Below are 14,852 nucleotides of genomic sequence, written 5' to 3'. Positions count from 1 at the left end.
AAGTCTTACCATGTGCTTAGGCAATTTTTAAATGTGGCAAGCTAGAGTGCCACACGTGGTCTTGAGTGTGTGTAGAGAGTCCAATGACCGAAATGATACGTCCCCGAGTGAAGTATGTCATCGGCCCCGATGGCAGCCCGCTGACGATAGCAGACCTTCCGCCGCCGAATACGCGCCGCTGGGTCATTCGTCGTAAAGCTGAGGTTGTCGCCGCCGTGCGTGGTGGTCTGCTCAGCTTGGAAGAAGCCTGCGAACGTTATACGTTGACCGTCGAAGAGTTCCTCTCCTGGCAGTCGTCCATCAATACCCATGGCCTGGCTGGCCTCCGGACGACCCGCATACAGCAGTATCGCCACTGACAGCAGCGACAGCACCACCTTTATTCTACTTTGTGTTCGGGCCTCTTTTCTGAAAAAGGAGGCCCGAATTATTTGTTGAAGTGCACCCCTAGCGTCCCGCCCGGCTAGCAGTAAAGGGCTTGGCCGGTCCGTATTTCGGACATCAACTTAAGCGGAGACGATCCGTTAACAATCTCGATGGTTGGCAGATGCCGGAGCACATGCAATCCTCGTTGCATCAGACGCAACAAGGAAGAAAATCATGGATATCCGCAACGAAAACAACGCATCCGGCGGCCGTTATGTCGCAACCATCGAAGGCCACGAGGCGGAGATGACCTTCTCCCGCACGTCTCCCAAGCTGATCATCGTCGATCATACCGGCGTGCCAGATGCCCTGCGTGGCAAGGGTGTCGGCCAGGCGCTGGCGCTTCACGCCGTCGAGGAAGCACGGCGCGGCGGCTGGAAGATCATTCCGCTCTGCCCCTTCTTCAAGGCTCAAGCGCAACGTCATGACGACTGGCGTGACGTCGTCAATCTCTGAAGGAATTGCTTCAAGCAAGGAGGTACGCGTTCACGCGCAAAGAACGGGTGGATGTGCAGGCAATAATCCGTCCACCCAGTCGGATTATTCCTAAAAATGCAAAAGCTGCGCATGGCCGGCCCCGTCACGGCCAGTCATGCGCAGCTTTCATATGCTGCCGTCATACCCCTTCGCATTCCGAAGATGGACCCCGCATCGGAACGCAATAATGCTTGATCCGAAGGAGAAGACGGAATTGCGATCTCAGGCGCGTGCCCGCGCCGGACCCGAACCATCACGCTCTTCGAGCGCTGCGGCCTTGGCATATTCGGCCTGCATTTCCTCGAGCGAATTTTCCAGCGCCTCCTCCTGAACCTGCAGCTCCCGGATCGACACCTGCAGATTGTCCGCACGCTGGCGGGCAGCCTTGGCAAAGGTCGGGTAAGCAAAGTGGCTCGGATCGGAAATGCCGGACTTCTTCTCCTCGACGACGATCTGGCTTTCCAGCTCCTTCGTCATGCGGTCAAATTCCGCCATCATCATCTGCAACTGCTGCAGCTGACGGCGTTTTTCGTTCACCTGAAACTCTTTCAGGCGAACAAGGCTCTCACGTGACTTCATACGCATTACTCCCGTGATGCGAGACCCCGGCTCTCGATATTCCCGTCCGCCGAACCGCTTTGAGACGGCTTGGTTAAAAAAATTTCCAGCGATCTTAATAAAAGCCTACCGCTGGTAACCTTTCGTTTACGGGCATCGTTAATGATAGGCGCAATGATTTAAGGCTCGGTAAATGTTGTGGTCGGAATTCGACATGTCGGCATTGGTGAGTCGGATGAATCACTTGGCGTTGGTTGTTAATGCAATACTTTAGGAGTCAATTTTACTGATTGTCGTTGGAAAACAGTGCAATGGAAAAATTATTTAATAAATTCGATACGACTTGCCAGAGTGAATCAGAATTTGTTAACCATTACATGGCAGCTTCCAAATCAAGCAGTGATTTGATCGGTATCGCGTTAAGGGGCTGACGACCTTTCGGCGGCGGTAAAGGGGACAATTATGCGGGTACTACTCATTGAAGACGATAGCGCAACAGCGCAGAGCATCGAGCTGATGCTCAAATCCGAAAGTTTCAACGTCTATACCACCGATCTCGGTGAGGAAGGCGTGGATCTCGGAAAGCTCTACGACTACGACATCATCCTTCTCGATCTCAATCTCCCCGATATGTCTGGCTACGAAGTGCTGCGCACGCTGCGCCTCTCGAAGGTCAAGACGCCGATCCTCATCCTCTCCGGCATGGCCGGCATCGAGGACAAGGTTCGCGGCCTCGGCTTCGGCGCCGACGACTATATGACCAAGCCTTTCCACAAGGATGAGCTGGTCGCCCGCATTCACGCCATCGTCCGCCGTTCCAAGGGCCACGCCCAGTCAGTGATCATGACGGGCGAACTGATCGTCAATCTCGACGCCAAGACCGTCGAAGTCGGCGGCCAGCGCGTGCATCTGACCGGCAAGGAATATCAGATGCTGGAACTGCTCTCCCTGCGCAAGGGCACGACGCTCACCAAGGAAATGTTCCTCAACCACCTCTATGGCGGCATGGACGAGCCGGAACTGAAGATCATCGACGTCTTCATCTGCAAGCTCCGCAAGAAGCTGGCAAACGCCGCCGGTGGCGCCAACTATATCGAAACCGTCTGGGGCCGCGGCTATGTGCTGCGCGAGCCCGACAGCAGCGATTTCGCCGAAAGCGCCTGAGCCGCATCCCCGCCTTTACCGCCGAATATGCAAAAATCCCGCCCTTCGAGGCGGGATTTTTGTGCCCACCCCCGATGAAAATTAAAAAAAGCCGCCTAAAAAGGGCGGCTATCGGTCGTTGCAGTGATATCCCATTGAGATCAGGCGGCGGCGCGATTGCCGAATATGGCCGTCAGGATCTTGCGATCGAAGGGCTTCAGCAGAAAATCCGTCGCGCCCGCGCGCTTTCCGGCCATCAGCTTGCGAAGATCCGCCTCGATTACGCAGTAATAGATCTTCACGTCCTTGCCATCGGGCATGGCGCGGATGCTGGCGATGAGCTCGAGCGCCCCTTCCATGCCGGCATCGACGAGCAGATAGTCAGGCATTTCGGCCTGGCAGCGCATCAGCGCTTCGCGCGCGTCTCCAGCTTCGCTCACGAGAAAATCCAGCTCGGACAGGATTCGTTTGCCGACCTTCCGTACGACATCCGATGTATCCGTTATCATGAACCGCTGCATGTGTGAGCTCCCTGGCATCAGCCGCCATCATCCGATGTCGGCTTCAAATTGAAACGATAGGAGCAGCAAGCTAAGGATTCGTTACCGCTACATTATCAATTGAACGAACAACCTCAAGATTGCACGGAATTTTCGATACACGAAAAAATAAACCCGCAGCCGGAGAACGACTGCGGGCGAAAACGCGGATGGAATGAACCATTATTGAGCGGTAGCCATGGTCGCCACGAAGGTCAGTTCCTCCGGCGTCGCATTGTAGGAAAGCTCCATGCCGCTCTCGTCGGCAAGAAGAACCGTGTAGTAGGGCTGGATCGAATGTGCGTCGATCGCCTCCTCCAGCGTGCCTGAGCAGATTTCGGCGAATTTCGGCGGCACGCGCATCAGCCGCCCCTTGACGGCGATCGTGAACTTGGCGTCGAACTCCGGATTTTCGAGTGTCACCTCGATATTGCCGCCGCGCGGAATGGCGCCATAGGCAACGAGGAAGAGATTGAGCAGCAGCTTCACGCGGTTCTTCGCGATGATCGCGCGCGGACCGACCCAGCTGACCTCGGTCTTCTTCTCGGCGGCGGCGAAATCCTTGGCGGCCCGCTCCGCTTCACCGGTGTCGATCGACGCGCCGACCGAGCCAGAGGCGCCAAAGGCAAGACGTGCGAATTTCAGCCGAACGGAAGCGTTGAGTGCGCTGGTACGGATCAGATCCATCGCATCGGCGTCGGCACCACCCTCGTCGAGCAGCTCCAGGCCATTGTTGATCGCCCCGACCGGCGAGATCACATCATGGCAGACGCGGCTGCACAGCAGCGCGGCCAGATCCGGTCCGGTCAGAGTGAGATTGTGATTTTTCGACATTCATTGTCTCCTGAATGCTGACAGGGCAAAGCGAGTAGTTCCACCTTGCCACGGTAAGGTTGCCCGAGGGTTTCGCAGCCAGTGTACCGCGCGCCATAATGACACCATATTTGGTAAACCGATTGTTAAGACCATCGACGCAAAATGCATTCATCACCATCAGACTTTTTCGCACGCGATTCGTCCTGCGATAGATGGGCGGAATGGTCTGAAATGGGGGCGTGCCATGCGTGGCGCATTCAGGCGAATGCGTTGCCTATTCGTCCCTGTTGCACCGACATGATGAACGGAAGACTTCCATGCGCTATGAATTCCTGAAGAGAATGCCAAGCCCCGGCACCAGAACGCTCGGCCTCGGCCTGATTCTGGCCATTGTCGCATTCGTGAGTTTCGCGTTGCCGGTCCGTCAGGCCGCTGCCGCGCCCACCAATCAGTATTCGGCACAGGAAATCGTCGATGCCGGCCACTCCTTCTTCGGCTCCACCAGCGGCGGCCTCGCCAAAGTGGTCGAACGTGCCTTCCAGCAATATGGCCTGCCGAATGGCTACATCCTCGGCCAGGAAGGCTCCGGCGCATTCCTGGCAGGCCTGACCTATGGCGAAGGCCAGCTCAACACCAAGAATGCCGGCGAACATCCGCTCTACTGGCAGGGGCCGTCTCTCGGCCTCGACTACGGCGGTCAAGGCACCCGCGTCATGATGCTGGTCTACGATCTGCCGAGCATCAACAGCGTCTATACCCGCTTCGGCGGCGTCAGTGGTCAGGCTTTCGTGGTTGCCGGCTTCGGCATGACGGTTCTGAAGAACAACAACATCGTACTCGTTCCGATCCGCACTGGCCTTGGCGCACGCCTCGGCATCAACATGGGTTATCTGAAGGTCACGCCGAACCCGACCTGGAATCCTTTCTGAACCGATCCTCTGATACGATCTCCCAAGCAGCACACGCCTTGGCCCGCTTCAGTTGCGGGCCTTTTCTTTCCGTAAATCCGGCTCCCTGCCGATAAACCATATCCGCGTTAAACGCTTGCCCGCATGGCTAACCCATGATTAATCATTTTATCGATATCGAACATAACTCCAGGATACTGGCTGCGTCGTGATTCAATTTGCTCTCTTGTTTGGATTGGGCTTTCTGACGGCCGCTCTACTGGTCTTTCTCATCGCGCCGGCAATCCATCGCCGCATCGTCTGGTTCACCGAGAAACGTCTGAAGGCGACCATGCCCTTGAGCCCGCAGGAAGTGCGGGCGCAGAAGGATATGGCGCGCGCCCTCTTCGCAGCAGAAAACGCCCGAACCGAACATGCCCTGACGCAGGAGCGCGACAAGACCGTCGCGCTGCAGATCCAGAATGGCAAACTTCAGCAGGAAGCAAGCCGTCTTTCCGCCGCAGGCGCGGAATTACAGACGCGCATCGACGATCTGGAGGTGGAAGCAGGCGAATTGCGCTCGCGCCTGCGCCACGAAGAGAGCTATATAAGCCAGCTGAAATCGAGCATACACACCGCCGAGCAGGCTAGCGCCGAGAAGGAAGCCGATATCGACAGCTTGCGCAAACGGATGACGAAAATGGGCGCCGATGCCGACAATCTTAGGATCGACCTTGCAACGCGCGAAACCGAGATCGAGAGTCTGAAGCTGCGCATCAACACATTGCGGGACGAGCGCGATACGCTGCGCCAGGAGCTGAACGCGGCAAGCCTGCGCGCCGCGGATGCCGAACAATCGCTGCGTCAGGAAAACGATAAGAACAAGCGGCTTGAGGAACGCCTCAATCGCGAGATCGCCGGCAGCGCCGACAAAGAAACCGCGATCGAACGCCACGCCCAGGATGTCGTCCGCCTGAGGGAGCGGCTGGAGGCAGCCATCAAGGAATCGAAGGAAGCCGGCAAGGCGCTGCGTGCCGCCGGCCTGACGCCGCCGAAAAAACCGGCACGAATGCCGAAGCTCGCCGCAGCATCGATAATCGCCGGAAGCGTCGATGAGGAAGGCACAATAACCAAGCCGCCGCAGGCGGTGGAACCGGAACAAACAGTGGAAGACGAAATCGCTCAGATGACGGAAGAAGTTCGCAACCGGGCGGCAGCCCTATCGGACCGCCTGCTGAAGGCCCGCACGCCGGCCCATGACGACGCTATGCGCGAGGAGATTGCCAAGATCGCCGCCAACATGGTGGCGCTGACGGCACTCAAGGAAGGCGATAACTCACCGATCTTTGATCTCCTGCCGAAGGATCGGGAGCCCGCCGACGCGCGCATCAGCCTCGCCGACCGCGTTGCGGCGATACTTCCGAAACACCCTTAAGCTCTAAGGAGCAACCTGCTCAGATGCGCCCGTTCTTCGCGGCCATCTCGAAAAGGGCGATGCCGCTCGCCGTTGCGACATTGAGGCTATCCAATCCCGGCGCCTGCGGAATCCGCACGCTGCCGAAGGCGGAGAGAATGCTTTCAGGCAGGCCATCCCCTTCCGTGCCGACCACAAGCGCCATGCGCTCCGAAGCCGGAACATCGCGAATATCGACCGCACCTCGCGGCGACAGGCTCCAGATCGCAAACCCGCGCTCGGCAAGCCCCGCAAGCAGCTGAACGCTGCCTGATTGCCGCCGATAGGGCACGGTCAGGATCGAGCCGACCGAAACCCGCAAAGCCTTGCGATAGAGCGGATCGCAACAGCTTTCGTCCAGCAGCACGGCAGCCGCGCCAAAGGCTGCGGCATTGCGGAACATCGAGCCCATATTGTCATGATTGGAAATGCTGCAGCCGACGAGCACGAGCGCCTGCTTTGGGAGGCGGTCGAGAAGGCCGCTCATCCGGTCTTCAGCTGTTCTGCGCCCCACTGCCAGAACACCGCGATGGAGATGGAAGCCGACAATGCCGTCGAGCACCTCGGCTTCGGCGACATAGATCGGGACGTCCGATGGGAAGGTCTCGATGATATCGCTCAAGCCAGCTACACGGTTTTTGAGCAGCAGCACTTTCTCAGCCAGGAAATCACCCGCCGCTGCATGCGCGCCGGCGAGAAGCCGCAGCACGACGGTTCCTTCCGCTATGAAGCGGTTCTCTCGACTCGTCAGATCGCGTTCGCGGATATTGCGGAATTCGGCGATACGCGGATCGTCGGGATGCGTAATCTCGATGAGTCGCGCGCCCGTCATCGCGACGCCGTTAGTTCGATAGCGATATGGTCGCCACGATGCGGCCGATACCGTAGTCAAAGACGATGGCCTGGCGCTGGCCACCGGCAAGCGTGCCGTAGAACAGCACCTGATTGCCCGACAGCGCCGTGGACTGCACCGTAAAGCCCGCCGGCAGCAGAGCCGTCACGGCAACCGGGGCATCGGACGGGATGCCGGACGCCGCCTGGCCCGCAGGCTTGGCTGCCGGTTTCATCGTCTTGTAGACAACGGCGCCGAAGACGGCCATAAGGCTCACCACCATGACGGCCGCAGAGACGATCTGCAGGCGGATCATCTTGCGTCGGACTTTCTCCAGGGCCGGATCGAGGGGCTTTTCCTCTTGATCGTCTGGCTCGAGATTCGTCATCGATGCGTCCTTGCTTCCAATAGAGCGCTTTGTGCGCCGGAGAATATGTTTGAGCGACCCCTTTAAAGAAGCCGCGGACAATAGAAAAGTCCTAACCGCCGATGAAAATGCCGAAGGACGGCTGGATTCATGGCTAACGGCGGAGATTGGCGAGGAATTTTCCCGCAGCCGCGTGCAGGGACTCATCAAGGACGGCGCCGTTACGCTCAAGGGCGCTGCGGTGACAGACGCCAAGCGCAAGGTGCGCCCCGGCGACGTCTATCAGATCACCCTACCCGAGCCGGAAGACCCGACGCCGCAGGGCGAGGACATTCCACTGGACGTGCTCTATGAGGACGACGATGTCATCGTAATCTCCAAGCCCGCCGGCCTGGTCGTCCATCCCGCCGCCGGCAATTGGACGGGCACGCTGGTCAATGCGCTGATTCACCATTGCGGCGACAGCCTTTCCGGCATCGGCGGCGTTCGCCGCCCGGGCATCGTGCACCGGCTGGACAAGGATACCACCGGTGTCATGGTCGTCGCCAAGAACGATGTGGCCCACCGGCATCTCTCCCTGCAGTTTGCCGATCACGGCCGCACGACCTCCTTGGAGCGCGCCTATCAGGCGATCGTCTGGGGACGTCCCCGCCAGCTTGTCGGCACCATTGATGCACCCCTCGGCCGGTCGAGCAGCGACCGCACGCGCCGCGCCGTCAAGCGCCCGGATTCGCAGGATGCCGACGAGGCGATCACGCATTACGAGGTGCTGGAGCGCTTTCACGAGACACCGGATGCGACCGCGCTTGCCTCACTGATCGAGTGCCATCTGGAAACCGGCCGAACGCACCAGATCCGCGTGCATATGGCCCATATCGGCCACCCACTGCTCGGCGACGCCGTTTACGGCGGTGGCTTCAAAACCAAGGCCAATCTCCTGCCGGAAGCCGCAAAACAGGCCGTCCATCGCTTCACGCGCCAGGCACTGCATGCCTATATGCTGCAATTCGAGCATCCCCGTACCGGCGAAGTCATGCATTTCGAGGCACCTTTGCCTGAGGATATGGAAGAACTGGCGGCGGCGCTCAGAGGATAGGCGCCGAACATCACAATGACTGGACGGCCGTCCCCTTCCGCCCTATAATATCGTGTATGAAGGACCGATGTCCGAGCGCCTGTGCTGACCGAAAACGCGACTGCGTTTGGGAGGTCGACGTGGTTATGCCGCATGGCGCTGGATTGTTCGGGAGGATAATCCCAAGGGCGATGTTCCGGCGAGACCTGCGGTCACGCCGAGATAATACTTGCGTGACCGCATCCTTGAATCACCGTTTCGCCGTACTTATCTTTACATTGGTTAAGTGCGGGGTCCCAGGACCCGTACGCCTTGGTCCGCTTCGCAGAAGGCGCTCAAAATACGCCCCCAGAAGGAACCAAATCTCGAATAGGAGGGTGCAAGATCATGGCCCGTAATACCTTACCGTCCATTGCTGCCGGAGAAGCCGGCCTCAATCGTTATCTCGACGAGATCCGCAAGTTCCCCATGCTGGAGCCGCAGGAAGAGTACATGCTCGCCAAGCGCTATGCGGAACATGCCGACCGTCAGGCTGCGCATAAGCTCGTTACCAGCCATCTGCGCCTCGTGGCGAAGATTGCTATGGGCTATCGCGGCTATGGCCTGCCGATCGGCGAAGTCGTATCGGAAGGCAATGTCGGTCTGATGCAGGCTGTCAAGAAGTTCGATCCGGAACGCGGGTTCCGTTTAGCAACATACGCCATGTGGTGGATCAAGGCCTCGATCCAGGAATATATCCTGCGCTCGTGGTCGCTGGTGAAGATGGGCACGACGGCCAACCAGAAGCGCCTGTTCTTCAACCTGCGCCGTCTGAAGGGCCGCATCCAGGCCATCGACGATGGCGATCTGAAGCCGGAACACGTTACCGAGATCGCCACCAAGCTGAACGTCTCGGAGGAAGAGGTCGTTTCGATGAACCGCCGCCTCTCCGGCGACGCTTCGCTGAACGCGCCGATCAAGGCTTCCGAAGGCGATTCAGGCCAGTGGCAGGACTGGCTCGTCGATGACCACGACAGCCAGGAAGACGTGTTGATCGAACAGGACGAGCTCGACACCCGCCGCCGCATGCTGGCACGCGCCATGGGCGTGCTGAACGACCGCGAACGCCGCATCTTCGAGGCACGCCGTCTCGCCGAAGAACCGGTAACGCTGGAGGACCTGTCGTCCGAGTTCGACATCAGCCGCGAACGCGTCCGCCAGATCGAGGTCCGCGCCTTCGAAAAGGTACAGGAGGCCGTCCAGAAGGACGCTCTGGAACGCGCCAAGGCGCTGCGCGTCGTCGAAGCGACGGCGTAACGATCTCTGTTCTGCACATTTGAAGTCTAAAAAGAAAGGCGGGCCAAAAGCCCGCCTTTTCCATATGATCGATTTAAGACGACTTACTGGCCGCTCGAAGCAACCCCGCCAAGCGCCTGCCACTCCGAAATCGCCTTGTTGAAGGCATCCGTTCCGGTCGGTCCCTTTTCCATGGTCAACAGCGCCCGGCGACCGTTGCGATAGACCACCGGGATATCGATCCAGTTGCGGCTCTTCAAAAGATCGAGATTGGTCTTGCGCGCATCCGGGAAATCGTTGAGCGCGACCATATAGACATCGTCGGTAACCTTAGCCGGAACCGCGATCAACGCATCGCCGCGATCCTGCTCGGTCGCCTTCAGCGCGACGCGCTGGACGTTATCGATCGCGCCGCCTTCGAAATTCGGCGGCACCTGGAAGGCGAGCTCGATCAGATGGCTGGCCGGCAGCGAGGAATCCGAATTCCGCGAAACGGTGATCGTTGCGGTCAGGCCGCGATCTGGGACCGTGATGAGCCCCTGCACCGAAGGCTCCGGCCGGCCGTCAGGCCCCTTGCCTTCCTGCAGCGACCAGCTGACCGTGCCCTGGAAAGCCGTGGGCGATGTCTGACCGAGGCGCTCCTCATAGAGGAAAACCTTCTGTCCGTCGGTTGCCGGAGCCGTCTGCTGCGTCACGGGCGGCGGCTGGTTGGCGGCCTGTTGCTGCTGATTGGCGGCAGGCGCCTGCTGGTTCGTCGAGGCAGATGGCGTATTCGGTGCGGCGGTTGCGGGCGCCTGGGTTTGCGGAGCAGCCGTAGCGGCATTGCTGCCGGCAGGCGGCGTTGCCGTGGCGGCGGGTGCAGCAGAGGCAACATTCTGCTCGGCTACGGACTTGCCTTCGACAATGCCGGGCTGCCCGTTCGGAGCCGGCCCTTCGTCCTCTTCCGTACCGTTGGCCAGAAGACGCTGGGTGAACTTCGTATTGACAGTATTCGGGTCGCTACCCAAAGCCGCAACATCCGTGTTGCCGGCGCCTGCCGGCTGCTGAGCGGCCGTGTTGGTCTGCTGCGGCGCAGCCGCCTGCTGGCCAGGAGCTGCAGCATTGCTGTTGCTCGGTGCCTTGCTGCTTGCCGTATCCGACGTCGAGGGCGCCGTCGCATTCTTAGGTGCGGAGCTGACGAGCTTCGTCACCATGTTATTAAGCGCATCGCGGTTCAGCCAGGCTGCGTAGCCACCGCCTCCAACGACCGCAAGACCGACGAGCGTGACGATGATACCGGTGACATTGATCCGGCGACGCTTCGGCTCCATGCGGAAGCTGCGACCCTGCAGCTTCGCCGCCATGGCCTGATCGAGATCGGGCGAAACAGCAGAGCCGCCGCCACGTTCGTCGTCAGCGCGCTTATCGAAACCCGCAAGCTCCTTGAGCTCACGCCAGCCGTCGTTGTCGGCATCGGCTTCGGGCGCCGTCTTCTTGGACGGATGCACATCCGCAAAGAGATCGACATCGTCAAAGGCGTTTTCGGGCATTTGCCGAGCTGGCTGCTGCGCGGGCTTGGAGGCTGCCGATGCGGGCTGCATTTCCTCGAAGACATCTGCATCCCAGGCAAAGCCGGTGTTGGTGGCTGCCGCCTTCGCGTTGACGGGCCCCTCGACGGGCTGGCCGAAGGGTGCTTCCGCAAAAGCCGCGGCCGGCATGACCGGCTCGTTGTGATGGGAGGCGGCCGGCTCGGGCGCAGCATGAGAAGCCGGTGCATCCACCTCCGCCCAGATCTGCTCAACCTGGCTTATGACATCGTCAGCCGGCGACGGCACGCGCGGCGCGGGGACAGGCTCGGCAGCGGCTGCCGGTGCCTCTTCCGCATAATGCTGGGGCTCGTTGCCATCACCCTTGGGCTCTTCATGAGAAACCGGCTCAGGGGCCGGCTCCTCATGAACTTCGGCATGGTGTTCGACGCCGGCATGTTCAGCGGTCGGAGCATAGGGCTCCTCTTCGTGATGCGGTTCCCGCCATTCCTCTGCCGGCTGGTGCTCATGCGCATGATCCGGCTCGGCAGGTGCGGTCGGCTCCTCATAGGCGTGCTGCTCGTGCTCGGCTTGTGCGACGCTGGGTTCTTCAGGGGCATGCACCTCGGCAGGAGCCTGTGCAGGCTCTTCTGCATGCGGTTCCGCGTGCACTTCCTCGGCCGCATGATGGTCCGGAGCGGGCTCGGCAGCGGCCTCTTCGTGCGGCACGGGCTCTTCGGTAACCGATGGTTCCTCCTCGCCCGGCAAAGCCTCGGCATGTTCGGCCTCGACCTCGACGATCGCTGCCTCGAGCTTGTCGAGCTGGCGGCGCAGCATTTCCTCGGGCGGGCGCGGCTTCATGCTCTCGAGCTGCCGTTGCACGGCACCACGAGCTCGATCGTAAACCTTGACCCGCATCTCGGGAGTATTGTCCGTCAGGCCGTCAACGGCCCGTCGAATAACTGCTACAAAATCCGCCATCAGTGCTTTCTCATGATACCCGGTGTGCAGCCGGGCCGGGATTCGTCATAGATACGCAACTTTAGCCCTCAAAGGGGTCAGTCACAAGTATGGTGTCCTCGCGCTCCGGGCTGGTCGAAAGCAGCGCTACTGGCGCACCAATCAGCTCTTCCACCTGACGCACATATTTGATCGCCTGCGCCGGCAGATCGGCCCACTTACGAGCGCCGACGGTCGATTCCTTCCAGCCCTCGAGCGTGATGTAGACCGGCTCGACGCGGGCCTGCGCTGCCTGGCTTGCCGGCAGATAATCGATTTCCTTGCCGTCGAGCTTGTAGCCGACGCAGATCTTCAGCTCGTCCAGGCCGTCGAGCACGTCGAGCTTGGTAAGCGCGATACCGGTAATACCAGAAGTCTTCACGGTCTGGCGCACCAGTACGGCATCGAACCAGCCGCAACGGCGCGGACGGCCGGTATTGACGCCCACTTCGCGGCCGACGGTCGACAGGTGCTTGCCGATCTCGTCATGCAGCTCGCAGGGGAACGGTCCCTCGCCGACGCGGGTCGTATAGGCCTTGGTGATGCCAAGCACATAGCCGAGCGCCGTCGGGCCGAGGCCAGAGCCGGCAGCCGCCTGGCCAGCAACCGTGTTGGACGAAGTCACGAACGGATAGGTGCCGTGGTCGTTGTCCAGCAGCGCACCTTGCGCACCTTCGAAGAGGATGCGGGCGCCGGCTTTGCGCTGCTCGTCGAGCAAACGCCAGACCTGGTCGATATAGGGAAGGATATGCTCCGCAACAGAGCTCAGCTCCTCGTGCAGAGCATCGAAGGAGATTTCGTCGACGCCCATACCGCGGCGGAGCGCATTGTGATGCGTCAGCAGCCGGTCGATCTTGGCCGGCAGCGTTTCCGGCTCGGCAAGGTCGATGACGCGAATGGCGCGGCGGCCGACCTTGTCTTCATAGGCCGGACCGATGCCGCGGCGCGTGGTGCCGATCTTCGTGCCGCTATTGGAAGCAGCATCTTCGCGCATGGCATCCAGATCGCGATGGAGCGACAGGATAAGCGGAGCGTTCTCGGCGATGCGCAGAACATCAGGCGTAACGGCAATGCCCTGGGCGCGCAGCTTTTCCACTTCGGCGACGAAGTGATGGGGATCGACCACGACGCCGTTGCCGATGACGCTGAGCTTGCCGCGCACGAGCCCGGAGGGCAGCAGCGCAAGCTTGTAGCTGACGCCATCGACGACAAGCGTATGACCGGCATTATGGCCGCCCTGAAAGCGTACAATCACATCGGCGCGTTCCGAAAGCCAGTCGACAATTTTGCCCTTGCCTTCGTCACCCCATTGCGAGCCGATCACTACAACATTCGTCATTTATCCATTCCCGCTTCCTGCGCGCGGCGGCGCACCTTGCTCAAACCCGCGCATCTATAAAGCTTTGTTTTTGGGAAAGCGACCCTGTTGTCTCAGGAGATTCGGCTTTTTGCATGACGAATCAGCGCCTCCAACAGGAATTTTCCCGGCTATCGGCCAGACAGGGCCTCCAGATTACCCTTATCTGGCCGATGGCCTTGCCTGTCAAAGGCCCGGCTTGTGGGCGACGACATGGAAATATTCGTGCTCCGACGCCGCCGCCGCACCGACCGGCTTGCCATCGAGATCCAGCAGCAGCACCGGCATGGCAAAGCCCGCGTCGGCAAGCTGTGAGCGCACCTGCGCCGGCGTCGTCGCATAGACCATGACGCCGAAATCATGGGCGCCATGCAGCAGGATCGCATGTTCGCCATCTCGCTCTTCCAGCGGCCTGAGCCGGCGCTGGCGCAGCGTTCCGGAAATGCGGCCTTCGACATAGCGCAGGGTTCGCAGCCCGAGACGCACCGGATTGGACGTCCATTCCAGCCGGCGATAGTCGACGCGGTGATCGAAGCCACCCCAGCCGCGATGGAAGGTCGAAAACACGAAAGCACCGCCCGAAACAAGAACCCGCGCCACCTCGTTCAGGATGACCAACCTCCCTGCCGCATCGACGGAATCGATGCCGTTATAGCTGAAGACGACCATATCGAAACTGGCATCTTGGAACTCCGAAAGATCGCGTGCATCCCTATGTTCGAACCGAAGATCTGGATGCTTCTTTCGGCAGAGCGCGACCATCTCCGGCGTGTAATCGATGCCTATGTAGTCGCTTGCGAAATCCCGTAAGAGCTGCGCGGTGCGGCCCCCGCCGACACCGATATCGAGAATGCGCCCCCTGCCCGTCTGCGGGGCAGCGATAGCAAAGGCGGCACGCTCGCCTTCGTTGAGATAGCCGCTGCTGCGGCGATAGTCGCGCAAGGCCCAGGGATTACGCCAGGTCTGCCGGTTAATACTTTCCATGACATGCATAGCCGACTCCAACAGAAAATGAACAATCATTGTTCAACTTCCCCTTGGCGCCCCCGTAGAATTTATATAGCGGCAGAGTCGAAGAAGCAGCCCGTTAAGGCTGATTAAACCTCCGACGGGATCGTTATTCGTTTGTTAACGTTAATGTTG

Annotated in this window: 15 protein-coding genes; 7 read left to right on the top strand and 8 right to left on the bottom strand. The window is 60.0% G+C overall.

Annotation, left to right across the window (positions count from 1 at the left end):
* Positions 1-83 precede the first annotated feature (83 nt).
* Together sciP and PH562_RS11485 are read left to right on the top strand one after the other, a co-directional pair.
* Complete coding sequence (gene sciP / locus PH562_RS11490) at positions 84-359, top strand: CtrA inhibitor SciP (RefSeq protein WP_004107124.1); 276 nt, start codon at positions 84-86, stop codon at positions 357-359.
* A 241-nt stretch (positions 360-600) separates the two neighbouring features.
* Entirely contained in the window at positions 601-882 is a 282-nt protein-coding gene (locus PH562_RS11485) for a GNAT family N-acetyltransferase (protein WP_285173088.1), read from the top strand.
* 243 nt (positions 883-1,125) lie between these two features.
* Here PH562_RS11485 and PH562_RS11480 read toward each other — a convergent pair whose 3' ends face one another.
* A complete protein-coding gene (locus tag PH562_RS11480) occupies positions 1,126-1,482 on the bottom strand; it encodes a flagellar export protein FliJ (RefSeq protein WP_075851407.1) in 357 nt (118 codons plus the stop codon).
* 441 nt (positions 1,483-1,923) lie between these two features.
* Here PH562_RS11480 and ctrA point away from each other — a divergent pair, with 441 nt between their 5' ends.
* Complete coding sequence (ctrA, locus tag PH562_RS11475; protein ID WP_069611718.1) at positions 1,924-2,625, top strand: response regulator transcription factor CtrA; 702 nt, start codon at positions 1,924-1,926, stop codon at positions 2,623-2,625.
* A 140-nt stretch (positions 2,626-2,765) separates the two neighbouring features.
* Here the strand turns inward: ctrA and PH562_RS11470 are convergent, their stop codons facing one another.
* Positions 2,766-3,125, bottom strand: a complete 360-nt coding sequence (locus tag PH562_RS11470) for a response regulator (protein ID WP_285173087.1) — start codon at positions 3,123-3,125, stop codon at positions 2,766-2,768.
* A 201-nt stretch (positions 3,126-3,326) separates the two neighbouring features.
* On the bottom strand, positions 3,327-3,977 hold the full coding sequence (gene chpT, locus PH562_RS11465) for a histidine phosphotransferase ChpT (RefSeq protein ID WP_113229957.1): 651 nt from the start codon (positions 3,975-3,977) through the stop codon (positions 3,327-3,329).
* Between the two features lie 299 nt (positions 3,978-4,276).
* Between chpT and PH562_RS11460 the strand changes: the two genes are divergently transcribed.
* Together PH562_RS11460 and PH562_RS11455 are read left to right on the top strand one after the other, a co-directional pair.
* Entirely contained in the window at positions 4,277-4,888 is a 612-nt protein-coding gene (locus PH562_RS11460) for a DUF1134 domain-containing protein (RefSeq protein WP_095435615.1), read from the top strand.
* A gap of 187 nt (positions 4,889-5,075) precedes the next feature.
* Entirely contained in the window at positions 5,076-6,281 is a 1,206-nt protein-coding gene (locus PH562_RS11455; RefSeq protein ID WP_285173085.1) for a coiled-coil domain-containing protein, read from the top strand.
* Between the two features lie 19 nt (positions 6,282-6,300).
* Here the strand turns inward: PH562_RS11455 and PH562_RS11450 are convergent, their stop codons facing one another.
* Positions 6,301-7,131, bottom strand: a complete 831-nt coding sequence (locus PH562_RS11450) for a TrmH family RNA methyltransferase (RefSeq protein WP_285173084.1) — start codon at positions 7,129-7,131, stop codon at positions 6,301-6,303.
* Positions 7,132-7,141: 10 nt separating this feature from the next.
* On the bottom strand, positions 7,142-7,519 hold the full coding sequence (locus PH562_RS11445) for a hypothetical protein (RefSeq protein WP_106998644.1): 378 nt from the start codon (positions 7,517-7,519) through the stop codon (positions 7,142-7,144).
* A 49-nt stretch (positions 7,520-7,568) separates the two neighbouring features.
* Between PH562_RS11445 and PH562_RS11440 the strand changes: the two genes are divergently transcribed.
* On the top strand, positions 7,569-8,594 hold the full coding sequence (locus PH562_RS11440; protein ID WP_285173079.1) for an RluA family pseudouridine synthase: 1,026 nt from the start codon (positions 7,569-7,571) through the stop codon (positions 8,592-8,594).
* Positions 8,595-8,960: 366 nt separating this feature from the next.
* On the top strand, positions 8,961-9,869 hold the full coding sequence (rpoH, locus tag PH562_RS11435; RefSeq protein WP_015340865.1) for an RNA polymerase sigma factor RpoH: 909 nt from the start codon (positions 8,961-8,963) through the stop codon (positions 9,867-9,869).
* 83 nt (positions 9,870-9,952) lie between these two features.
* Here the strand turns inward: rpoH and PH562_RS11430 are convergent, their stop codons facing one another.
* From PH562_RS11430 to PH562_RS11420, 3 genes are all read right to left on the bottom strand, one after another.
* Entirely contained in the window at positions 9,953-12,334 is a 2,382-nt protein-coding gene (locus PH562_RS11430) for a chromosomal replication initiator protein DnaA (RefSeq protein ID WP_285173077.1), read from the bottom strand.
* A gap of 61 nt (positions 12,335-12,395) precedes the next feature.
* Entirely contained in the window at positions 12,396-13,691 is a 1,296-nt protein-coding gene (locus PH562_RS11425) for an adenylosuccinate synthase (protein ID WP_113229952.1), read from the bottom strand.
* A gap of 204 nt (positions 13,692-13,895) precedes the next feature.
* Positions 13,896-14,693 (bottom strand): class I SAM-dependent DNA methyltransferase, encoded by a 798-nt coding sequence (locus PH562_RS11420; protein ID WP_285173075.1) that lies wholly within the window; start codon positions 14,691-14,693, stop codon positions 13,896-13,898.
* Between the last annotated feature and the right edge of the window lie 159 nt (positions 14,694-14,852).

Origin of the sequence: Rhizobium centroccidentale, assembly GCF_030182565.1 — a bacterium.
Lineage (GTDB): Bacteria > Pseudomonadota > Alphaproteobacteria > Rhizobiales > Rhizobiaceae > Rhizobium.
The sequence above is the reverse complement of the archived record's forward strand: the minus strand, read 5'-3'. Positions and strand labels throughout refer to the sequence as shown.